Below are 19,929 nucleotides of genomic sequence, written 5' to 3'. Positions count from 1 at the left end.
CGCTGCCAGCCACGCGTTATCCGCTGCGCAAGGAGTATCCACGTTGCAGACCGCCCTACCCCCCGCTTTCAGGCCCCTCTTGCAATGGCTCGCACTGCTGATCTGTGCCGGCGCATTCGGCCAGTTGCTGCATGCCCTGGCCGTGCCGGCCGGGTTGTTCCTCGGCCCCATGCTGGTGGCCATCGTCTTCGGCGTCTCGGGCGCGCAACTGCACCTGCATCGCCAGCTGTTCCGTTTCGGTCAGGGCTGCGTCGGCCTGCTGGTCGCCCATTCGGTGACGTGGGCGGTACTGGTGTCGATGGCCCAGTCCTGGCACTTGATGCTGGTCGCCACCTTCATCACGGTGGCGCTCAGCGCCCTGGTGGGCCTTGGCACGGTGCGCTTCGGCGGCATCCCAGGCAGCACTGCCGCCTGGGGTACGGCACCGGGGGCAGCTTCGGCGATGGTGTCGATGGCCGAGGACAATGGCGCCGACGGCCGCGTCGTGGCAACCATGCAATATGTGCGGGTGGTCTGCGTGGTGATGATTGGCTCGCTGGTCAGCCACTTGCTCGGCGCCACACCGGCTGCAGGCGCGGTGGCTAATGCACCGGCGGCGCTGGCAGGCCCGCACCTGCTCGACAGCCTGCTCAGCCTGGGTGTGGTGCTGCTGGGCATCACCCTCGGCAACCGCCTGCCTGCCGGCGCCTTGCTGACACCGCTGCTGCTGGGCGGTGCCCTGCAACTCAGTGGGTTGCTGACCATCCGCTTGGCCGAGCCCTTGCTGGCCATTGCCTACGGTGCCATCGGCTGTTACATCGGCCTGCGCTTCGACCGGCAGACCGTGCGCTATGTGTGGAAGCGCCTGCCGACCATGATTGCCGGGGCGGTGGTGCTGATTGCGCTATGCGCCGCGTGCGCTTACGGGCTGGCCTTGGCGATGGGCACGGACTTCTTGTCGATGTACCTGGCGACCAGCCCGGGGGGGCTGGATGCCATGGCAATCATTGCAGTGGAAACCCATGCAGATGTCGGCCTGGTACTGGCCATGCAGACCTTGCGGCTGTTCGGGGTGATCCTGACCGGGGCCTTCTGTGCGCGGCAGATCATTCGCCTGACCCAGGGGTGCGGTGGCTAGCGGCGCCACAATCCTCACGCCGGGCCCTTCAATGCCGCCTCGATCTTCGCCACATCGATCTTGCCCATGCTCATCATCGCGTCGAACGCCCGCTTGGCCGCTGCCTTGTCGGGGTGGGAGATGGCTTGGATGAGTATGCGCGGGGTGATCTGCCAGGAGATGCCCCACTTGTCCTTGCACCAGCCACAGACGCTCTCGCTGCCGTCGTTGCTGACGATGGCATGCCAGAGCCGGTCGGTCTCGGCCTGGTCCTCGGTGCAGACCTGGAACGAAAACGCCTCGCTGTGCTTGAACGTGGTACCGCCATTGAGCCCGACGCAAGGGATGCCCATCACGGTAAATTCGACGGTAATCACCTCACCGACCTTGCCCGACGGGTAGTCGCCGGGGGCCAGGTGCACCGCCAGCACGTGGCTGTCGGGGAAGGTTCGGGCATAAAAGTTGGCCGCTTGTTCGGCATCCTTGTCGAACCACAGGCAGATCGTGTTCTTGGCAGTCATGGCAAGGCCCCATGGGCAAACAGGAAGCTTTGAGTCTAGCCCTTCAGTCCAAGCTGACGAGGGCCACCGCCAAGATAACGATCAGAAGCCACTTACCAATCACGGGGAAATTTCCCACAACCCGCACATGGCGGGGCATTGCATCATTGCGGACGAACCTCACAAGCGACTTCTCGCAGGGAGATACAGGTTTGTCTGATTTCAAATCAAAGTTGCAGCACCTCAGCGCCGAACAGATCGAGGCGCTGTACAGCGAATACATCAGCGGGGAGAAAATTGCCCAGCTGCTCGAACGCTACGCCATCGACCTCGCCCCCAGCAGCCTGATCAAGGCCTTTCCCCCCGTACCCTGCGCCGAACTCGTGTGCCCTTATTGCGAAGTCAGCCTGTACGAACGGCGCAAAAGCCGCACGGCCAACAGTTGGAACGATAACCTGGCCTACTGCCCGAACTGCGCCCACCGTCACTACTTCCCAGGGCGCAACCGCTGGCAACGCGCTTGCGCCTGCCAGCCCTGCCTGGCGGCGCGCGAACAGGCCCGGCAGGCAAAGGCCATCGAACAGCGCAAGCGCATCAAGGAGCACTGGTCGCTGGGAAAGCACCTGCCAGTGCCACTGCACACGCTGTCGATCACCCGCCAGTTGCAGTTGCTGGCCGTGCTCGAAATCCGCATGGACACGCAAACGGATTGCATCCTGGCTGCGGAAAAAACCATCGGCGATGCGCGTGTCAGCCCCTCCAAGGGCATGGATTCAACCATCCTGCTGGCGCTGCATGAAGACCAGATCCTGCTGGTCGACCCGGATTCGCCGCTGGAGGCCTTCAGCGACGACCCGACACCGAAGGCCTGGCAGAACAAGGTGCGCTGGGTCGCCAATGTCAGCCTGGATGACGCGCAGCGGGCCGGCCTCGGCATTTTGCATCGCGCGCTGCACACGGCGCTTTGCGCTGGCCCGCAGCCGCAATGGCATGACGAACTCGTCGCAGCCATCAAGTCGCTCTGCAACGAAGAAGTGTGCGCCTACATCGCCACCCGCTGCGCGGAACACGGGCTGCCCTTCGAGGCAAGGCACAAAGCCGCAGAAGTCGCAGCCCAGCTGCTCGACAAGCATCCCGTGCGGCACATCTGGTCGCTGGTCAACACTGCGGTCCGTGGGGCACTGTCATTCGTTGCCCGCGCCCAGGTCAACAAACTGCACGCCGCCAACACCATTCCAGGGAGCCTGCTGTCGCTGAGCGAACGCGCCATCCGCGAGGACTGGCAGTTCACGGTATCGAGCTACGACAGCCACGCCCCGCGTTCAGGTTTCAGTCAGGCGCTGTTCGACGTGCTGTTGCAACAGCGCGACCATGGCCTGAATCGCAAGGTCAGCGACTACATCGCTGAGCTGCCGGTACATGCGGACGATAACGGCTGCAGGCTGTTTTGCGCCATGTGCGGATCGAACCTGGTGCATGTGAAGGCGGGGCCTCGGGAAACCATCGTCAATTGCAAGGATTGCCTTGCCAGGACCCTGATATCGACATGAAAAAAGCGCCCCACCCGGGGCGCGTGCCTCGCGCCCAGTACCTGCAACATTCTGTTGGGAAATCCTATATTCAGCAGTGAACCTGCTTACAAAATTGCGGTCTGTCCCTGACGGTCAATTCACCGACCGGTTCGCCGGCCTCGTCGCTGATCCACAGTTACCGGGCCTATTTTTCCTGTTGCAGCGAAGACCCAACATGCCTGAATCCCGCCCAGCCTCCCTTGCCCTCCCTGCCCTGCGCGGCAGCCTGCTCGCCGCCCTGCTGGCCCTTGCCGTCCCCGCGCATGCCGAAGAGCCGGCCAGCGATGCGCGCTGGGTCAGCGACAGCTTGAGCACCTACGTGCGCAGTGGCCCGACCGATGGCCACCGCATCGTTGGCACGCTCAAGTCCGGGCAGAAACTCACCCTGGTCGGTAGCCAGGGCAACTACAGCCAGGTACGTGGGCAGAATGGCGACCTGGTATGGATCCTCACCAATGACCTGCAGTCGGTGCCAGGCCAGAGCGAGCGCCTGCCGCAACTCGACGCTCAGGTGGCGGAGCTGTCCGGGCAGCTCAAGACCATCGATGACAGCTGGAAGAACCGTGTACAGGGCATGCAGGAGACCCTCGACTCGCGCAAGAAGCTCATCGATGAGCTGGAAGCACGCAACCAGGCGCTCAGCGAACAGCTCGACCAGAGCCAGTCGAGCCTGCGCGATACCCAGGCACGTCTGGGCGACGAGAACAAGCAGGTGATGATGCGCTACATGGTCTACGGCGGCAGCATCGCCGGTGCCGGCCTGCTGGCGGGGCTGATCCTGCCGGCGCTGACCCGTGGGCGGAAAAAGAACGACCGCTGGTTCTGATCATAGACAGGCGGGCCTCTTCACGGATTCAACCGCGCAGAGGCCCGCAGCAACGTGGCGCTATCGGCTGCGCGCCTTGTTATAGATACTTTTGGCCTGGTCGGCAGCAGACTGACACTTGGCCATATCGCCGGCATCCCGAGCCTTTTTGGCTTCTTCCCATTTCACTTTGAAATCATGGGCCATGCCGCCGTGCATGCCCTGGCCACTGGCTTTGTGGTCGTCTTCCAGTTCCTTGATCTTCGCATCGCAGTTGGTTTTGGGGTCAGCGTGTGCAGCAACACTCAGCACTGAAGCAATTACCAGCAATAGGATGGATTTCATGGAGCGTTCTCCTTGGAAATCAGAATGATCATCGAGAGGCATTTGGCTCGATGCAGGGGAAAGCATAGACGGCGATGGCGCGGGCTGTGTCGGTTCAGCTCGGCGGTCATCGCCACTCGGCAAACAGGAAGTCGATGAACGCCCGTACCCGCAAGGGCATGTGCCGGGCCTACGGGTAGATCAGCATGCCAGGTAGGCCGGTGTCGCCACCACCACCGCTCCCCCAGGTACCGGCGTTGTTGCCAGGTGCTGGTCAAGGGCGGGCTGAATCAGGCGGTCAAGGGCCTGGAGCTGGCAGCCAGCGGCGGGCAGGTCAATGCGGTAGCACCCGGGATCATCGATACACCGCTGCACGGCGGCTCGGTCGAGGCCCTTCTTTGCGGGCCTTACTGCCGCAACCGTTCCAGCGCTTGCAACACAAACCCCGTTGCCCGCTCCACTTGCCCTTCACGGCAGGCAATCCCCAGCTGCCGCCACAACCCGGGCCGCAGCGGCCGGCGGGCAATCCGCCGGTCCAGTTCGGCGGCCTCGCCTTCCTGCGGCAACAAGGTCGCGCCATAGCCCGCCCCGACCAGGCTCTTGATCGCATCGTTGTAGTTCAGCTCGATTCGCGGCTCGGGATACAAGCCCGCCGCCGCGAACCACTCCCCGGTCACCCGTGACAACTGGGTACTGTGGTCATTGAGGATCAATGCACGCTGCGCCAGCCAGGCCGGGGTGACCTTGGCCGGCGGCTGCCAGTCGGCCGGCACATACGCCAGAATCGGGTCGCGCCGCCAGGGCGTGAGGCTGACACCCTTGCCGGCCACCTGCGGCAGCGCGACCAGGCCGATGTCCAGGCTGCCTTCTCGCAAGCGCGCCAGGGAAGCCTGGGAAGTCAGCACCTGAACCTGCACGTCGATACCGGGGTGCGCCTCTTTCAAATGCTCAAGGGCCTTGGGCAACAAGTGGGCAATGGCACCCGTGGATGCCCCCAGGCGCACCCGCCCGGTCAGGCCCTCGACCTGGCGACGCACTTCGTCCAACGCCAGGTCGGCATCGGCCAGCAAACGCCGGGCCCTACCCAGCAGCGTCTCGCCGATGGCCGTCGGGCGCACCTGGTTGCGGTTGCGCGTCAGCAGCGGCGCACCGACCCGCGCCTCCAGCTCGGCCACGTGCAAGCTGATGGTGGGCGGCGCGAGGTTGAGCTGGCGGGCGGCTTCGGCAAACGAGCCCAGGTCGGTAACCACTACCAAGGTACGCAGGCGGTCGAGGCTGATTTCGCGCATGGGCGGCGATCCTTTATTCATGAAAGCTGAACGTCAGCGTCATCATATTCAAATTTTCTTTCCCAGCGCCACAGGCGAGCATAGGCCATCTCCTCCGCTGACCGGACTCCGACCATGCACACCCCTGTTGTCTTCATCGACGGTGACCAAGGCACCACCGGCCTGCAGATCCACGCCCGCCTGCAAGGCCGCACCGACCTGCGCCTGCTGACCCTGCCGCAAGCCGAGCGCAAGGACCCACAGCGCCGCGCCGACGCCATCAACAGCGCCGACATCGCCTTGCTGTGCCTGCCCGACGACGCTGCCCGCACGGCCGTGGCGGCCATCGAGAACCCGGCCGTACGGGTGATCGACGCCAGCTCCGCGCACCGCACCACACCAGGCTGGGTCTACGGCCTGCCGGAGCTGGACGGGCAGCAGGCCGAGCGCATCGCCCAGGCCAAGCGGGTCAGCAACCCCGGCTGCTACCCGACCGGCGCCATCGCCCTGCTGCGCCCGCTGGTCAAGGCCGGCCTGCTGCCGGCCGACTACCCGCTGAGCATCCACGCCATCTCGGGTTATTCCGGCGGTGGTCGTGCCGCCGTCGAGCGGCACGAAACACCGGGCGCTGAACATACCCCCATCTTGCAGATGTATGGCCTGGAACTGGCGCACAAGCACGTGCCGGAAATCCAGCTGCATGCGGGCCTGTCGGCACGGCCCATGTTCCTGCCCGGTTACGCGGCCTATCGCCAAGGCATCGTCCTGAGTATTCCCCTGCAGCTGCGCCTGCTGCCGGGCCAGCCGCGCGCCGAGCAGTTGCAAGCCTGCCTGGAGCACCACTACCAGGGTGCCCGCCATGTGCAGGTGATGCCCCTGCATCAGCAAGGCCCGGCCACCCCGCTCGACCCGGAGGCGCTGAATGACAGCAACGACCTGCGCCTGGCGCTGTACGCCAACCCCGAGCACGGCCAGGTGCTGCTGACGGCGGTGTTCGACAACCTCGGCAAGGGTGCCTCGGGCGCGGCCGTGCAGAACCTCGACCTGATGCTCGCCGCGATGCGCGGCTAAAAAGGGTTTAGACTGTGCACCCCGCGCCACCTCGGCGCGGGATGAGCCAATCGCAGCCGGAGCCCGTTTACCGATGTTCATCCTGAGCCGCCTCGACAGCGTGCCGCCCGAATCTTTCCAGAGCCAGATCCGCGAGCTGGTGATCCACAACGTCGGTGATCTGAGCAGTGTCGCCATTCGCGCCGAAAACCCGCTGTATCCGCTGTACCAGTACGGCGTCGGCATGGAGGTGCACCAGTACCTGCAGGCCATGGACGGCACGCGTGGCCTGGCAGTGGAACTGACCCTGGCCCTGGATGCCGATGCCCCGGACCAGTTGCTCGGTTTCGCCCTGGCCTTGCCGGCCCAGGACAACCCCCAGGCCTGCGCCCTGGCGTTTCTGGCCGTGGCACCCAGCCACCGCCGCCAAGGCATTGCCCGTGCCCTGCTGGGTGACGCGCAGGCACGCTATGCCAGTGTCGAGCTGAATGCCTTTGCCAGCCAGGTGCCGTGGTTCGAGAGCATGGGCATGCAGGTGGTCGCCGCCAGCGGGCCGCAGGTGCTGATGAGCAGCACCGGCCAGGCCAGTGGCGCGCTGATCGGTCGGCTGGACATTGCGCCGATCTATCAGACTGCCGAGGTGCTGCAGATTCACACCTACCTGCTCAATCAGCAGGGTGAGGATGCCATGCTCGATGCCGAGCAGCAGCGGGATGAATGGCTGGATGAGTTGACGGTGCAGGCCAAGGAATGTGTCAGGCAGCGCAGATCGGTGCATTGATCTGAGGGCCTCTTCGCGGGCAAGCCCGCTCCCACAGGTACTGCACAGGCCTGGAAAATTGTGCGTCCCCAGTGGGAGCGGGCTTGCCCGCGAAGAAGCAAAACTGTGCGGTCAGGCATGCACCCAACGCCGATGCAGCCCGCGGGCCAAGGCATCGAGCATGAACCCCAGCACGCCGATCAGCAGTACCATTGCCATCAGTTCCGAGTAAGCCAGGCGGTCGCGGGTATCGAGAATGAAGTACCCAAGCCCCGCGCTCACCCCGAGCATCTCGCACGGCACCAGCACGATCCACAGGATGCCAATCGCCAGGCGCACCCCGGTCAGCACATGGCCGATAACCCCCGGCACGATCACCTTGCACAAGGTTTCCCAACGCGTGGCACTGAGGCTGCGGCTCAACTGCAGCCAGCGCGGGTCGAGCTGGCGCACGCCTGCGGCCGTGTTGAGCAGGATCGGCCAGAGTGCGGCGAAGGCCAGCAGGAAGTAGATCGGCTGGTCACCCACGCCCATCAGCATCACCACCACTGGCATCCACGACAAGGGCGAGATCATCCGCAGGAACTGGAACGCCGGTGTGGTCGCTGCTTCCAGGTGCCGGTAGCTACCCACCAGCAGCCCCAGCGGCACGCCGATCAGCAACGCCAGCAACAAGCCGACCAGAATGCGCTTGAGGCTGACCCAGACATGCCCGTAGACCTCGCCTTGGCCAAGCAACTCGACCAGGCTGGCCAGGGTCGCCTGGGGCGAGAAGCGTGCCGACAGGCCGTCAGCCTCGCCGAACAACTGAACACCCGCCCACCACAGCAGCAGCAACCCCAGCAGGCCCGCCAGCCCCAGGCCGGCAGCTACGACGTGCTTGCCCATCAGACCGCGAACTCCTCGCTACGCTGGAAGTTCTCGGCGATGCCGAACACCGACGGGCCACCGACTGCGGCAATGGCGTTGCGCACGAAGCGGTCGTCGACCAGGTCGCGAGCCGTCTGCACCGGGTCCAACCCGGCGAGGAAGCCGCTTTCGCCCTCGATCAGGGTGTGCTTCAAGCGCTTGACCAGTTCTTCCGTATAGCTGGGGTATGGGTAGGGCTGGAAGTCGATGCGCTTCTCGTCCCATTGCTGATGCCGGATCGCACCACTGGCCACGTAGCCAGCGCGGTCTTCGGCGGCCGGCGCCAGCACCTTGGTCAGCACCGCCGGTTCATGCGGCGTGTACTTGTTGGGGCCCGCCTTGGACAGCAACGCCGCCGCTTCGGCGCGGTGGTCGCGGGTCCATTGCTGGGCCTTGACGATGGCGTTGACCACCTTCTGCGACCACTCCGGGCGGTTGTTCAGGTCGTGTTCATGCATGAACACCACGCAGCAGGCGTGGTTGCGCCAGACATCGCCGGTAAAGCGCTGCACGCGGCCGACCTTGAGGTTCTCGGCCAGGGCATTGAACGGTTCGGCGACGATGTAGCCGGCGATGCGCTTGCTGGCCAGGGCCGGCGGCATGTCCGAGGGCGGCAGCACCAGCAGGTTGACCTCATTGGCCGCCAGCGAGGCATTGGCAGGTTTCGACACCGGGGTCAGGCCGTTGTCGTTGAGCATCTGCTGCAACACCACATTGTGGATCGAGTACCAGAACGGGATGGCCACTGTCTTGCCGCCCAGTTGCTTCATGTCGCTGATGTCCGGCGCCACGGTCAGGCCCGAGCCGCCGACATGGTTCCAGGCCACCACCTTGGCCGGTACCTTGCTGCCGTAACGTGCCCACACGGTCATCGGCGAAAGCAGGTGGATGACGTTGACCTGGCCAGAGATGAAAGCCTCGATCACCTGCGCCCAGCTGCGCAGCAATACCGGGCGCTCGGCCTTGATGCCTTCAGCCTCGAACAGGCCGTTGTTGTGCGCCACCAGCAGCGGCGTGGCATCGGTGATCGGCAGGTAGCCGATGCGCACCGGCGCGTCGGGTTCGGCCGCAGCGCGAGCCTGCAAGCTGGAGAGCAGCGGTACGGCGCCGGCAGCGGTGAGCATGGCGCTGAGCTTGAGGAAATCACGACGCGAGGTGGAGGAACAGCAGTCATCCATGCACATGGGCAGGCTCCGAAGTCAACGAGGAAGGGGAAGGTTCAGCCGTGCGGCTCGCCCGCCGAAGGGTCTTGAGTATCTCGATTCGCAGCGCGCCCAGCTCCTCGACCCGCTGCGTGCGCGGTTGCGGCAGGCCGATGTGCCATTGGCCAAGGATGTGCGCCGGGTGGTCGCCCAGTAGCAGCACCCGGTCGGACAGCAACAAGGCTTCGTCGATGTCGTGGGTAATCAGCACCGCCGCCGTGTTGTGAGCGGCGATCAGTTGCAGCAGCAATTGCTGCATGTCGGCACGGGTCACTTCGTCGAGCGCGCCGAACGGCTCGTCGAGCAGCAGGACTTCGGGCTGGCGCGCCAGGCAACGGGCCAGAGCGGTGCGCTGGGCCATGCCGCCAGACAACTGCGCCGGATACTGGTTGCGCGCATGGGCCAGGCCCACCGCGCTGATGGCCTGGTCGATGCGCGCGCGGCGCTCGGCTGCCGGCAGCTTGGGCTGGCGGGCGAAATCCAGGCCGAAGGCGACGTTCTTTTCCAGGCTCAACCAGGGCAGCAGGCTCGGGTCCTGAAAGGCCACCGCCAGGCGCGGGTGCGGCCCCTGCAGCGGCTCGCCGTGCAGGGTCACTCGCCCGCTGCGCGGTTGCTGCAAACCGGCCAGCACCCGCAGCAGGCTGGACTTGCCGACGCCACTGGGGCCGAGGATGGTCACCACCTCGCCTGGCGCCAGTTGCAGGTCAAAGCGCGCCAGCACCTCCTGCCAACCACCCTCGCGCGGGTAGCCCAGGCTGATCGCGCAGGCTTGGAGTAGCGTTTGGCTCATGCGTTGGCGGCCTGGCGATGCAGCTCGGCGCGCAGTTGCACCAGGCTTGGGGTAACGATCGGCACGAACGCCGACTCGCGCCAGCGGCGGGCGAAGCCGGCCCCGAACTCATCCAGGTACGCCTTGCCGCCGCTGGCCTGCAGCTCCAGCTGCACGGCGTCGGCAGCACTTTCGGCGAGGGTGATGCGCAGCTTGAACAGCGCCGCCGGCTGGCCCTGGTAGCGCCCCTCGAGCAGACCTTGCTTGAGCTCGGCGACGGTGTTTTCCAGGCGTTCCTTGAGCACCTGGCGGTGTTCTTCGAGGAACGACAGGCGCCCATGCAGGTGTTCGTGGACTTCCTCCAGCGAGCGCCGCGCCAGGCCAATGGCCATGCCGCACTGCAGGGCAAGGAACGCCGGGCGCACCTTGGGCAGGAATTCGCGGGCGTTTTCGTGCAACAGCCAGTCGCGGCTCAACTGCACCTGATGAAACGCCAACGCGGCGGTGTTGCTCGATTGCAGGCCCATCAGTTCCAGGTCGTCAGAGCGCTCCAGGCCCTGGCTGGCGGAGGGAATGGCCATCACGAAAGGCGAGCCACCGGCGTCGTCCTCGATGGCCGCCGCCACGACGAAGCCGCTCTTGCGCAGGTTGGTCACCCAGTGCAGGCGGCCTTCCAGCGTCCAGCCCGCCGCCTCGCAGCGGCCACGCACCTGCAAGGCCTCGATGCCGGAAAGGAACTTCATGGCGTTGGACAACCCGGTGGCACCGGCCAGCTCGCCGGTCAGCAGGCTGGGTAGCAAGCGCTCGCGCAAACCCTGGTTGGGGCTTTGCAGCAGGTATTCGATAAACGCGCGCTGGCCCCAGCAAACGAAGGCTGCGGCCAGTGAGCGGCTGGCGATGGCGGCGATGGCTTCGACCGCATCGGTGACTGCGCCGCCGCTGCCGCCCAGTGCCGGGGCGACGCCAACGCGCAGCAGTTGCGATTCGGCAATATGCGCCAGCACGTGCTGCGGGTCGCATTGGCCCTGGTCGATTGCCTCGGCATTGGCATCCAGCCATTGACGAAATGCAGCATCAAGCATGTCCCTACTCCTTTTGAAATCACAGGCGCCACCCGCGCCAGGCGTCGATTACGCAGTTGGCTGCCAGCGGTACTTGCTCAGCTCGTCGTTGAGCGGCGTCTGGGCGAACACATTAGCAAAGTTGCACAGGGTTGCGAGACTCACGCCAAGAATCACTTCCAGGGCGTTGCCCTCGGTGAAACCGGCTGCGCGGAAGGCCTGGTAGGTGGCGTCGCTGACGTTGCCGCGGGTGGCAATGACTTCACGGGCGAATTCGGCCAGGGTCTCGTAGCGGGCATCCGGCAGTTCACCACGGGCGCGCAGGGCGTCGACCACTTCGGCGGGCAGCTTGGCCTTGTTCAGGGCCACGGCGGTATGGCCGGCGACGCAGAAGTCGCAACCGTGTTGGGTGGCGGCTATCAATTGCACCACTTCACGCTCGGCCAGGGACAATTCGGACTTGCCGTTCAGCGCCGAGACGGTGACATAGGTCTCCAGCGCTGCCGGGGCATTGGCCAGCACGCCGAGCAGGTTGGGAATGAAGCCGGAGTTCTTCTGGGCGTTCTCGAGGAATGGGCGGGCCGCTTCCGGAGCGCTCTGCAGAGTGTGTAGAGTAATGCGCGAGGTCATGGAGTGGTCTCCTGTCGTGTAGGTCGCTACAGTCTGTTGGTTATAAGAATTACCCTCCATATTCATCAGTCGCCTTTCCTTGCTCCTGAGTCTTTGCATTAGATGATTTCATCCAGCCATCTTGTCGATTGGTTATTAGAGGGCCTCGAACTCGATGCCAGCCTGTTTCATGTCGGCCGCTATTGCGGTGGCTGGCATGCCAGCACCCAAGGCATGGGCCGCGCCAGTTTTCACCTGGTGGTGCAGGGGCATTGCTGGTTGCACCTCGATGGCCGGAGCGAGGCTGTGCGCCTGGCCGCCGGCGATGCCGTGTTCCTGCTGCGCGACCTGGGCTATCGACTGTCCAGCGACCAGGACCCGATTACCGCCTGCGACCAGCCACGCCAGCAAATGCAGGCACTGGATGCGACGGCGAGCGACGGGGTGGGCCTGGTATGCGGGTTCTTCGACTTCCGCGCCGGGTTGTCGTCGCTGATCGTCGACGGGCTGGCCGACTGGATCGTGCTGCGTGCCGATGAACCGGCCGGGCATGCGGCGCGGGCATTGTTCGGGCTGATTCTGGAGGAGTGCCAGCGCTCGCCCTCGCAAACGATGCTGGAGCGCCTCACCCAGTTGCTGTTCCTGTATGTGCTGCGCCAGCAGGTGCATGGCGGGCAGTCGCTTGGCGGGCTGGTCGCCCTCGCCCGTCAGCCGGCCTTCGCCGGGTTGCTGGAGCAATTGATCGAACAGCCTGGCCAGGCCTGGACACTGGAGAACATGGCGGCCTGCACCGGATTGTCGCGCTCGGCGTTCTTCAAGCGCTTCGTGGAGGTGGCTGGGCAGTCGCCGGGGCAGGTGCTGCTGGCGCTGCGCATGCGCCATGCCTGCCGGTTGCTGCAGGCGGGCAATACCGTGGAACAGGTGGGGGCGCAGGTGGGGTATCAATCGGTGGCGGCGTTTACCCGGGCGTTTGCCAAGACCGTGGGTGTGCAACCAGGGGCATATCGACGCCAGCACGAGCAGCGCTGACCGGCTGAAAGGGGGCGCAAAGCGCCCCCTGGCTGTCAGCGAGAACGTTATTTCAGGTCGAAGCGATCGAGTTCCATCACTTTTACCCAGGCCGCCACGAAGTCCTTGACGAACTTGTCATTGCCATCGCTGCTGCCATACACCTCGCTCAGCGCCCGCAACTGCGCGTGCGAGCCGAAAACCAGGTCGACCCGGCTGCCCGTCCACTTCACCTGCCCGGTCTTGCGATCACGGCCCTCGAAGCGGTCGTTGTCCGCCGAAGTCGGCTTCCATTCCACGCCCATGTCCAGCAGGTTGCGGAAGAAGTCGTTGCTCAGGGTGCCAGGCTTGTCGGTGAACACACCGTCCTTGCTGCCGCCATGGTTGGCACCCAGCACGCGCAGGCCACCGATCAGCACGGTCAGTTCAGGCGCGGTCAGGGTCAGCAACTGGGCCTTGTCCAGCAACAGCTTCTCGGCCTTGACGCTGTAGCGGGCCTTGCTGAAGTTGCGGAATCCATCAGCCAGCGGCTCAAGCACGGCAAACGACTCGACGTCGGTCTGCGCCTGCGAGGCATCGACACGGCCCGGCCGGAAGCCAACGCTGACATTGTGCCCGGCATCCTTGGCCGCCTTTTCCACGGCGGCAGAACCGGCGAGGACGATCAGGTCGGCCAGGGAGATTTTCTTGCCTGCGGCATTGAAGTCACTCTGGATCTTCTCCAGCGCCGCCAGCACCGTGCCGGTGCCTTGGTTGGCCACCCAGTCCTTCTGCGGTGCCAGGCGCAGGCGGCCGCCGTTGGCACCCCCGCGCTTGTCCGAGCCACGGAAGGTCGAGGCTGCCGCCCAGGCGGTGGACACCAGTTCGGCGACGCTCAGGCCCGACGCAAGAATCCTGGCCTTGAGCCCGGCGATGTCCTGTTCGTCCACCAGCGGGTGGTCGGCTTTGGGCAGCGGGTCTTGCCACAGCAGCTCTTCGTTGGGCATCTCCGGGCCCAGGTAGCGCGCCAGCGGGCCCATGTCACGGTGGATCAGCTTGTACCAGGCACGGGCGAAGGCATCGGCCAGCTGGTCGGGGTTATCCTTGAAGCGCTTGGCGATCGGCCCGTAGATCGGGTCGAAGCGCAGCGCCAGGTCAGAGGTGAGCATGGACGGTGCATGCTTCTTGCCCGGATCGTGGGCATCCGGCACGGTGCCTGCGCCTTTGCCATCCTTTGGTCGCCACTGGTGCGCACCGGCCGGGCTCTTGGTCAGTTCCCACTCGAAGTTGAACAGGTTGTTGAGGTACTCGTTGCTCCAACGAGTCGGCGTCGACGTCCAGGTCACCTCCAGGCCGCTGGTAATGGTATCCCCGCCTTTGCCAGTGCCAAAACTGTTGGCCCAGCCGAGGCCCTGCAGTTCGAGGCTCGCCGCTTCCGGCTCAGGGCCTACATTGTCGGCCGGGCCGGCACCGTGGGTCTTGCCGAAGGCATGGCCGCCCGCGATCAGCGCCACGGTTTCTTCGTCGTTCATCGCCATCCGGCCGAACGTTTCGCGAATATCCCGGCCTGATGCGACGGGGTCCGGGTTGCCTTCCGGGCCTTCCGGGTTGACGTAGATCAACCCCATCTGCACCGCCGCCAGCGGGTTTTCCAGGTTGCGTTCGCCGCTGAGGTCACGGCTCTGTTCCTCGGGATGTTTCTGTGGCTCCGCGACCAGGTCACCCTGGCCTGGCGGTTGCGCCTTGACCTGCTCCTTGCCGTAACGGGTGTCACCACCGAGCCAGACCTTTTCCGAACCCCAGTACACGTCTTCGTCCGGCTCCCACACATCGGCGCGGCCGCCAGAGAAGCCAAAGGTCTTGAAGCCCATGGATTCCAGGGCGACGTTACCCGTGAGCACGATCAGGTCGGCCCAGGAGATCTTGTTGCCATACTTCTGCTTGATCGGCCACAGCAGGCGCCGGGCCTTGTCCAGGCTGACGTTGTCCGGCCAGCTGTTGAGCGGCGCGAAACGCTGCTGACCGGAGCCGGCACCGCCACGGCCATCGCCGATGCGGTAGGTACCAGCGCTGTGCCAGGCCATGCGAATGAACAGTGGGCCGTAGTGGCCGAAGTCGGCTGGCCACCAGTCCTGTGAGTCGGTCATCAAGGCGGTCAGGTCTTTTTTCAGGGCCTGGAAATCGAGGCTCTTGAACGCCTTGGCATAGTCGAAATCCGGGTCAGGGTTGGATTTCGACGAGTGTTGATGGAGGATCCTGAGGTTGAGCTGGTCAGGCCACCAGTCACGGTTGGTGGTGCCGCCACCTGCGGTTTGATGGAACGGGCATTTCGATTCGTTCGACATCTGCTGTTACCTTTGGGTCGGTTATCCAGATTTCCGGTCTCTGCCAGGTGTTCTTTCAGCCGAGCACATGGGCTCGTGCCTACCCCTCGTCAGGTCTGGTCGGTGATGTGCCGACACGGGGCTGGCGAAGCTCCCACGTCACGTGCGGCGCGGTCTTGCACGCACGTGCTGCCACGCCGCGCACAGGTGGATTTCGCAGGGCCAGGGGAAAGACTAGCCGAGCTTGGGCAGACTTCTAATAGAGTGGCTCTTAAGGGCTGATAGCCCCGGCACATCCATACAAGGCACAACGCTCAGCGTCGTGCTTCAATACACCGCCAACCCCTCCAGCCCGGTGAGCCAAGCCCCATGAACCGCAACGACCTGCGCCGCGTCGACATGAACCTGCTGGTGCTTTTCGAAGCCCTGATGATCGAACGCAACCTGACCCGCGTCGGCGAAAAGCTGTTCATCACCCAGTCCACCGTCAGCGCCGCCCTTGCCCGCCTGCGCGAGCTGTTCGACGACCCGCTGCTGATCCGCAGCGGCCGGGCCATGGAGCCCACCCCGCGGGCCATGCAGATCTTCGCCGAACTGGGCCCGGCCATGGACGTGATTTCGTCTGCGATCAGCCGCGCCCGTGACTTCGACCCGGCCAGCAGTTGCAACCAGTTCCGCCTGGGCCTGTCGGACGATGCCGAGTTCGGCCTGTTCCCGGCCTTGCTGCAAGCCCTGCGCGAGGAAGCGCCTGACATCAGCGTGGTGGTGCGCCGGGCCAATTTCCTGCTGATGCCAGGCCTGCTGGCCAGCGGTGAGATCTCTGTGGGGGTAAGCTACACCACCGACCTGCCCGCCACCGCCAAACGCCGCAAGCTGCGCGATATCGGCGTGCGTGTGCTGCGCGCCGACGACCGCCCCGGCCCGCTGACCCTCGACGAGTACTGTGCGCGGCCCCATGTGATGGTGTCGTTCTCCGGTGACATGAGCGGCAACATCGACCTCGACCTTGCACGCATCGGCCGCTGCCGCAAGGTGGTCCTGGCCGTGCCGCAGTTCGGCAGCCTGCGTGCACTGCTGCGCAATACCGAAATGATCGCCACCGTGCCCGACTATGCCGCCTGCGCCCTGGCAGACGATGGCAGCCTGCGCGCCGATCCCGCGCCCTTCGAGATCACCGAGGCCGAGCTGTCGATGGTGTGGAGCGGCGCCCACGACAACGACCCGGCCGAGCGCTGGCTGCGCGAACGCATTTTGCAGTACATGGCCCGCCCGAGCTGATTCATCGACCCCATCGATAGCCACCATGAATGCCATCAAGTTCCGCGGCAGCCGCGACGGGCGGAAGATGGCGGCATTCACTGATCGATGAGGCTCTAACCATGAAAACCGGCATGCTCGCTGCCCTGCTCGCCCTGTTCGCTGCCCTTGGCGGTTGTGCCGCGCCGGCTGGCCAGCAGGCTGCCCAGCCCTGCGGGCACTTCTACTCGGCCACGGCCATTTCCAGCGTCGCCCTGGCCCCGGGGCAGCATGTGGCCGTGCTGCTCGGGCGTAATGCCGACAGCACCCTCAGCTACCTGCAGCAGCACCGTGACGATGCGGTGGCCAGGTCGCAGCCGCGCAGCATTCCGGTAGCCACCTTGCGCGGGGGCAGCCAGGCCTACGACTGGCTGGCGCATTCGCTGGCCCAGCAGTTCGCCGAAGTGACCTTCTACGAAGACCTGGACAGCCTGCTTGCCGACCACCCGGACGTGATCGTGCTGCTGGACAGCGAAAGCCGCCTGGCCACGGCAGACGTCGAGAGCCGGGTGGTGGCGCGGTTCTTCGACCGCCAGCTGACCTACATTGGCCGCGCCGAAGGGCGTGCGCACAAGGATGTCAGCAACGTAGCGCGGATGCTGGAAGATGAGCAGGCCGCCAAGGCCGATGCCCTGCGCGACTTCGATGCTTCGCTGCAGCGCTTGCTGGGCAGCAAGGTGTGAGCCACGACGACGCTCCGGCAGAACCCAGGGAACTCCTGACCCTCGCCCGCTCTCTTAAGCAGTGAGTGGTTTATTTCCTTGTGCTTCACGTTACTGGAGAACACAACATGCGCCACCTACTCCTCGCCCCTGCGCTGCTGCTCCTGCTGCCTGCCGGTGCTGCCCTGGCCCGCGTCGATGCGGGCGACGTCGCCACCTCGGCCGGTGTTTCCGCCTCGCTGTATTCGACCTTCAAGGACGATAAACGCATCATCCCCGCACAGGACGAGCTGTCGGCCTTCGTCGCCAGCGGCGGGACCATTCGTGGCGCCTATGTGGAATCGGCGCTGGAACAGGCTCGCAAGGACCATCCTGGCTTGCAGGCCAGTGACGAAGAGCTGGCAAAGGCAATCCTCTCGCAGGATGATCCGGTCGCCCATCATTGAACTTTTGCCACGCAGACTCCACCGGCTCTAACAGCGGTGGAGTTGATGTGCGTACTGGTTTATCCGAGCGACATCGAGCTTAGTGGCTAGGCTCAAGGACTCACTACAACAAGGAAGCCCCCATGCCGTTGCCCCGCCCTCCCCACGCCATCGCCTTGGCGCTGCTGATCGCCTGGACCCAGGCACCTGCCGCTGAACCCGCCCCCAACGAGCTGCTCAAGCAGGCCGAGAACGAACAACCGGCGTACCTGCAAACCCTCAAGAACCTGGTCTCGGTAGACACCGGCACCGGTACCGAAGCGGGCCTGACGCAAGTCAGTGCCGAGCTGGTGAAGCGCCTCAAGGCACTGGGCGCCGAGGTGCAGACTCACCCTGCCAAGCCGTCGGTCGGCGACAATATTGTCGGCACCTTCAAAGGTAGTGGCAGCAAGGACTTCCTGCTGATGGTGCACTACGACACCGTGTTCGTCCCCGGCACCGTTGCCAAACGCCCGTTCCGGGTCGATGGCCAGCGCGCATACGGCCCGGGCGTCGCCGATGCCAAGGGGGGTGTGGCGATGATCCTGCACGCGCTGAAGTTGCTGAACGATCAGCAGTTCAAGGGCTACCGCACGCTCACCGTGCTGTTCAACCCGGACGAAGAAATGGGCTCTGCCGGGTCGAAGCAGATCATAGCCGAACTGGCCCGCAAGCATGACTACGTGTTCTCTTACGAGCCACCGGACAAGGATGCAGTGACTGTCGCCACCAACGGCATCAACCGCCTCAAGCTTGAAGTCAAAGGCCGTGCATCACATGCAGGCTCTGCGCCCGAAGAGGGCCGCAACGCGCTCACCGAACTGGCCCACCAGTTACTCCAGCTCAAGGACCTGGGCGATGCGAGCAAAGGCACCACGGTGAACTGGACGTTGGCCAAGGCCGGCGAAAAGGCCAATATCATTCCGGCCCTGGCCACCGCCGAAGCGGACATGCGCTATTCGGACCTGGGCGAGACTGAGCGGGTACAGGCCGACGCCCAACGCATCGTGCAGAAGCAGCTGGTGGCCGATACCCAGGCCAGTGTCGTGGTCGAAAAAGGGCGACCGCCGTTGGCGCGTAACCCGGCTTCGACCCGATTGGCCGAGACAGCCCAGAAGCTGTACGAAGAAGCTGGCTACAAGGTCGAGCCGATTGCCATGCGCTTCGGCACCGATGCCGGGTATGCCTACGTGCCCGGCAGCGAAAAACCGGCGGTGCTGGAAACGCTGGGGGTGGTCGGGGCCGGGTTGCATGGGGACGATGAATACATCGAACTGGGCAGCATCGCGCCGCGCCTTTACCTCACTGTGGCGATGATCAGGCATCTAGCCAAGTGATCTATCGCCTGCGCCGGCCTCTTCGCGGATAAACCCGCTCCCACAGGGCAACACATGAAAATGTGTGTTCTCTGTGGGAGCGGGCGTGCCCGCGAAGAGGCCAGTACAGGCAAAACTCAGCCCCAACCATCCATGCGCATCGTCGCCCTGACCAGGCGTTGCTCTTCCTGCTCGATCTCCCGCAAGCTGTCGCGAATCCCGTTGATATGTTCGCGCGCTGCCCGCTGCGCCTGCTCGGGCAATTGCTCCATCACCGCGTGATACAAGCGCGCATGCTGGCGGTCGATCTGGCGCTTTTGCGCAGGGCGGCAATACAGGTTGTTGACCGAGGCGAACACCGTACTCAAGGTCAGGTCGCTCAATGACTGCAAGGTATGCACCAGCACCGGATTGTGTGACGCCTCGCTGATCGCCCGATGGAAGGCATGATCACGCCGGGCATGTTCGCGTGGGTCGAGCACTTCGGCAGCCGCATGGGCATCGAGCATGTCTTCATAGCGCCTGCGGATCAGCAGGCGGTCGACATCGGTGGCGCGCAACGCCGCCAGGCGTGCCGATTCCGCCTCCAGCAAGGCGCGCACTTCCAGCAAGTCGAACAGCGTGCGCGGCTGTGAGCTGAACAGGTGCATCAACGGTGTGGCCCCCGCCTGCCCGGCCAGGTCGGCAACGAACGAACCGCGCCCCTGCTCGGTGTCGATGATGCCGCGTCCACGCAAGATGCGCAGGCCCTCACGCAATGCCGACCGCGAGCAACCGAGCTTTTCCACCAGCCGCCGTTCCGATGGCAAGGCCTGGCCGACCTTGAGCACACCTTCGACGATCAGCCGCTCCACTCGCTCGGCCACCTGGTCTGCGACCTTGGCCTTGCCTTCAATCCCCATTAGCACACTCCAACTGGTAGGACCACTGCCCTGCGCCGACACCAATCTAGCCGG

At 64.8% G+C, this 19,929-nt stretch carries 20 protein-coding genes and 1 pseudogene; 11 read left to right on the top strand and 10 right to left on the bottom strand.

Annotated features, from left to right (window positions below; genetic code table 11):
* The first annotated feature begins 43 nt into the window (after window positions 1-43).
* Window positions 44-1,117 (top strand): AbrB family transcriptional regulator, encoded by a 1,074-nt coding sequence (locus tag CQW31_RS00975; RefSeq protein WP_054883862.1) that lies wholly within the window; start codon window positions 44-46, stop codon window positions 1,115-1,117.
* A 14-nt stretch (window positions 1,118-1,131) separates the two neighbouring features.
* Here CQW31_RS00975 and CQW31_RS00970 read toward each other — a convergent pair whose 3' ends face one another.
* Complete coding sequence (locus tag CQW31_RS00970) at window positions 1,132-1,617, bottom strand: VOC family protein (RefSeq protein WP_054883863.1); 486 nt, start codon at window positions 1,615-1,617, stop codon at window positions 1,132-1,134.
* Between the two features lie 191 nt (window positions 1,618-1,808).
* On the opposite strand from CQW31_RS00970, the gene CQW31_RS00965 reads away from it, so the two are divergent.
* Together CQW31_RS00965 and CQW31_RS00960 are read left to right on the top strand one after the other, a co-directional pair.
* On the top strand, window positions 1,809-3,146 hold the full coding sequence (locus CQW31_RS00965; RefSeq protein WP_249341994.1) for a hypothetical protein: 1,338 nt from the start codon (window positions 1,809-1,811) through the stop codon (window positions 3,144-3,146).
* 196 nt (window positions 3,147-3,342) lie between these two features.
* Complete coding sequence (locus tag CQW31_RS00960; protein ID WP_054883864.1) at window positions 3,343-3,993, top strand: TIGR04211 family SH3 domain-containing protein; 651 nt, start codon at window positions 3,343-3,345, stop codon at window positions 3,991-3,993.
* 60 nt (window positions 3,994-4,053) lie between these two features.
* Here CQW31_RS00960 and CQW31_RS00955 read toward each other — a convergent pair whose 3' ends face one another.
* Window positions 4,054-4,317: a hypothetical protein gene (locus CQW31_RS00955; protein WP_054883865.1), complete on the bottom strand. Its 264-nt coding sequence runs from the start codon at window positions 4,315-4,317 to the stop codon at window positions 4,054-4,056.
* Between the two features lie 215 nt (window positions 4,318-4,532).
* On the opposite strand from CQW31_RS00955, the pseudogene CQW31_RS31545 reads away from it, so the two are divergent.
* Window positions 4,533-4,692, top strand: a pseudogene (locus tag CQW31_RS31545) (3-oxoacyl-ACP reductase); the annotation flags it as partial.
* A gap of 11 nt (window positions 4,693-4,703) precedes the next feature.
* Here the strand turns inward: CQW31_RS31545 and CQW31_RS00945 are convergent.
* On the bottom strand, window positions 4,704-5,585 hold the full coding sequence (locus tag CQW31_RS00945) for a LysR family transcriptional regulator (RefSeq protein ID WP_054883866.1): 882 nt from the start codon (window positions 5,583-5,585) through the stop codon (window positions 4,704-4,706).
* Window positions 5,586-5,699: 114 nt separating this feature from the next.
* Here CQW31_RS00945 and argC point away from each other — a divergent pair, with 114 nt between their 5' ends.
* Window positions 5,700-6,635, top strand: coding sequence for an N-acetyl-gamma-glutamyl-phosphate reductase (argC, locus tag CQW31_RS00940; RefSeq protein WP_054883867.1), 936 nt, complete (start codon window positions 5,700-5,702; stop codon window positions 6,633-6,635).
* 73 nt (window positions 6,636-6,708) lie between these two features.
* Complete coding sequence (locus CQW31_RS00935; protein WP_054883868.1) at window positions 6,709-7,395, top strand: GNAT family N-acetyltransferase; 687 nt, start codon at window positions 6,709-6,711, stop codon at window positions 7,393-7,395.
* Window positions 7,396-7,506: 111 nt separating this feature from the next.
* Here CQW31_RS00935 and CQW31_RS00930 read toward each other — a convergent pair whose 3' ends face one another.
* From CQW31_RS00930 to CQW31_RS00910, 5 genes are read right to left on the bottom strand one after another with little or no spacing between them, the layout of a single operon-like run.
* The gene (locus CQW31_RS00930; RefSeq protein ID WP_099813476.1) at window positions 7,507-8,262 is read right to left on the bottom strand and encodes an ABC transporter permease; all 756 of its coding nucleotides are present in this window, start codon (window positions 8,260-8,262) and stop codon (window positions 7,507-7,509) included.
* Window positions 8,262-9,467, bottom strand: a complete 1,206-nt coding sequence (locus tag CQW31_RS00925; RefSeq protein WP_054887180.1) for an ABC transporter substrate-binding protein — start codon at window positions 9,465-9,467, stop codon at window positions 8,262-8,264. The genes CQW31_RS00930 and CQW31_RS00925 overlap by 1 nt, the downstream gene beginning before the upstream one ends.
* Window positions 9,454-10,275 (bottom strand): ABC transporter ATP-binding protein, encoded by an 822-nt coding sequence (locus CQW31_RS00920; protein ID WP_099813475.1) that lies wholly within the window; start codon window positions 10,273-10,275, stop codon window positions 9,454-9,456. Before CQW31_RS00920 ends, CQW31_RS00925 begins: the two co-directional genes overlap by 14 nt.
* Complete coding sequence (locus tag CQW31_RS00915; protein WP_099813474.1) at window positions 10,272-11,336, bottom strand: acyl-CoA dehydrogenase family protein; 1,065 nt, start codon at window positions 11,334-11,336, stop codon at window positions 10,272-10,274. The genes CQW31_RS00920 and CQW31_RS00915 overlap by 4 nt, the downstream gene beginning before the upstream one ends.
* A gap of 48 nt (window positions 11,337-11,384) precedes the next feature.
* Complete coding sequence (locus CQW31_RS00910) at window positions 11,385-11,945, bottom strand: carboxymuconolactone decarboxylase family protein (protein WP_054887183.1); 561 nt, start codon at window positions 11,943-11,945, stop codon at window positions 11,385-11,387.
* A gap of 102 nt (window positions 11,946-12,047) precedes the next feature.
* Here CQW31_RS00910 and CQW31_RS00905 point away from each other — a divergent pair, with 102 nt between their 5' ends.
* Window positions 12,048-12,953 carry an AraC family transcriptional regulator gene (locus tag CQW31_RS00905; protein WP_054887184.1) on the top strand — a complete coding sequence of 302 codons (906 nt, stop codon included), beginning with the start codon at window positions 12,048-12,050 and terminating at the stop codon, window positions 12,951-12,953.
* 47 nt (window positions 12,954-13,000) lie between these two features.
* Here the strand turns inward: CQW31_RS00905 and katG are convergent, their stop codons facing one another.
* Complete coding sequence (gene katG, locus CQW31_RS00900; RefSeq protein WP_054887185.1) at window positions 13,001-15,256, bottom strand: catalase/peroxidase HPI; 2,256 nt, start codon at window positions 15,254-15,256, stop codon at window positions 13,001-13,003.
* A 348-nt stretch (window positions 15,257-15,604) separates the two neighbouring features.
* Between katG and CQW31_RS00895 the strand changes: the two genes are divergently transcribed.
* From CQW31_RS00895 to CQW31_RS00880, 4 genes are all read left to right on the top strand, one after another.
* Window positions 15,605-16,513, top strand: a complete 909-nt coding sequence (locus CQW31_RS00895) for a LysR family transcriptional regulator (RefSeq protein ID WP_054887186.1) — start codon at window positions 15,605-15,607, stop codon at window positions 16,511-16,513.
* A 113-nt stretch (window positions 16,514-16,626) separates the two neighbouring features.
* Complete coding sequence (locus CQW31_RS00890) at window positions 16,627-17,214, top strand: hypothetical protein (protein WP_178075544.1); 588 nt, start codon at window positions 16,627-16,629, stop codon at window positions 17,212-17,214.
* Between the two features lie 107 nt (window positions 17,215-17,321).
* Entirely contained in the window at window positions 17,322-17,639 is a 318-nt protein-coding gene (locus CQW31_RS00885; protein ID WP_054887188.1) for a DUF2388 domain-containing protein, read from the top strand.
* A 122-nt stretch (window positions 17,640-17,761) separates the two neighbouring features.
* Window positions 17,762-18,994, top strand: a complete 1,233-nt coding sequence (locus CQW31_RS00880) for a M20/M25/M40 family metallo-hydrolase (protein WP_099813472.1) — start codon at window positions 17,762-17,764, stop codon at window positions 18,992-18,994.
* A 116-nt stretch (window positions 18,995-19,110) separates the two neighbouring features.
* Here the strand turns inward: CQW31_RS00880 and glcC are convergent, their stop codons facing one another.
* Window positions 19,111-19,875 (bottom strand): transcriptional regulator GlcC, encoded by a 765-nt coding sequence (gene glcC / locus CQW31_RS00875; protein WP_099813471.1) that lies wholly within the window; start codon window positions 19,873-19,875, stop codon window positions 19,111-19,113.
* Window positions 19,876-19,929: the final 54 nt, after the last annotated feature.

The organism is Pseudomonas sp. 382 (assembly GCF_002759075.1).
Taxonomy (GTDB): domain Bacteria; phylum Pseudomonadota; class Gammaproteobacteria; order Pseudomonadales; family Pseudomonadaceae; genus Aquipseudomonas; species Aquipseudomonas vlassakiae.
Note: the sequence above shows the minus strand (reverse complement) of the source record. Positions and strands in the feature narration are given on the sequence as shown.

Coding starts and splice junctions, on each gene's coding strand:
- CQW31_RS00970 (WP_054883863.1), bottom strand. CDS start 1,617: ATGACTGCCAAGAACACGATCTGCCTGTGGTTCGACAAGGATGCCGAA.
- CQW31_RS00960 (WP_054883864.1), top strand. CDS start 3,343: ATGCCTGAATCCCGCCCAGCCTCCCTTGCCCTCCCTGCCCTGCGCGGC.
- CQW31_RS00955 (WP_054883865.1), bottom strand. CDS start 4,317: ATGAAATCCATCCTATTGCTGGTAATTGCTTCAGTGCTGAGTGTTGCT.
- CQW31_RS00945 (WP_054883866.1), bottom strand. CDS start 5,585: ATGCGCGAAATCAGCCTCGACCGCCTGCGTACCTTGGTAGTGGTTACC.
- argC (WP_054883867.1), top strand. CDS start 5,700: ATGCACACCCCTGTTGTCTTCATCGACGGTGACCAAGGCACCACCGGC.
- CQW31_RS00935 (WP_054883868.1), top strand. CDS start 6,709: ATGTTCATCCTGAGCCGCCTCGACAGCGTGCCGCCCGAATCTTTCCAG.
- CQW31_RS00930 (WP_099813476.1), bottom strand. CDS start 8,262: ATGGGCAAGCACGTCGTAGCTGCCGGCCTGGGGCTGGCGGGCCTGCTG.
- CQW31_RS00925 (WP_054887180.1), bottom strand. CDS start 9,467: ATGTGCATGGATGACTGCTGTTCCTCCACCTCGCGTCGTGATTTCCTC.
- CQW31_RS00920 (WP_099813475.1), bottom strand. CDS start 10,275: ATGAGCCAAACGCTACTCCAAGCCTGCGCGATCAGCCTGGGCTACCCG.
- CQW31_RS00915 (WP_099813474.1), bottom strand. CDS start 11,336: ATGCTTGATGCTGCATTTCGTCAATGGCTGGATGCCAATGCCGAGGCA.
- CQW31_RS00910 (WP_054887183.1), bottom strand. CDS start 11,945: ATGACCTCGCGCATTACTCTACACACTCTGCAGAGCGCTCCGGAAGCG.
- CQW31_RS00905 (WP_054887184.1), top strand. CDS start 12,048: ATGATTTCATCCAGCCATCTTGTCGATTGGTTATTAGAGGGCCTCGAA.
- katG (WP_054887185.1), bottom strand. CDS start 15,256: ATGTCGAACGAATCGAAATGCCCGTTCCATCAAACCGCAGGTGGCGGC.
- CQW31_RS00895 (WP_054887186.1), top strand. CDS start 15,605: ATGAACCGCAACGACCTGCGCCGCGTCGACATGAACCTGCTGGTGCTT.
- CQW31_RS00890 (WP_178075544.1), top strand. CDS start 16,627: ATGCTCGCTGCCCTGCTCGCCCTGTTCGCTGCCCTTGGCGGTTGTGCC.
- CQW31_RS00885 (WP_054887188.1), top strand. CDS start 17,322: ATGCGCCACCTACTCCTCGCCCCTGCGCTGCTGCTCCTGCTGCCTGCC.
- CQW31_RS00880 (WP_099813472.1), top strand. CDS start 17,762: ATGCCGTTGCCCCGCCCTCCCCACGCCATCGCCTTGGCGCTGCTGATC.
- glcC (WP_099813471.1), bottom strand. CDS start 19,875: ATGGGGATTGAAGGCAAGGCCAAGGTCGCAGACCAGGTGGCCGAGCGA.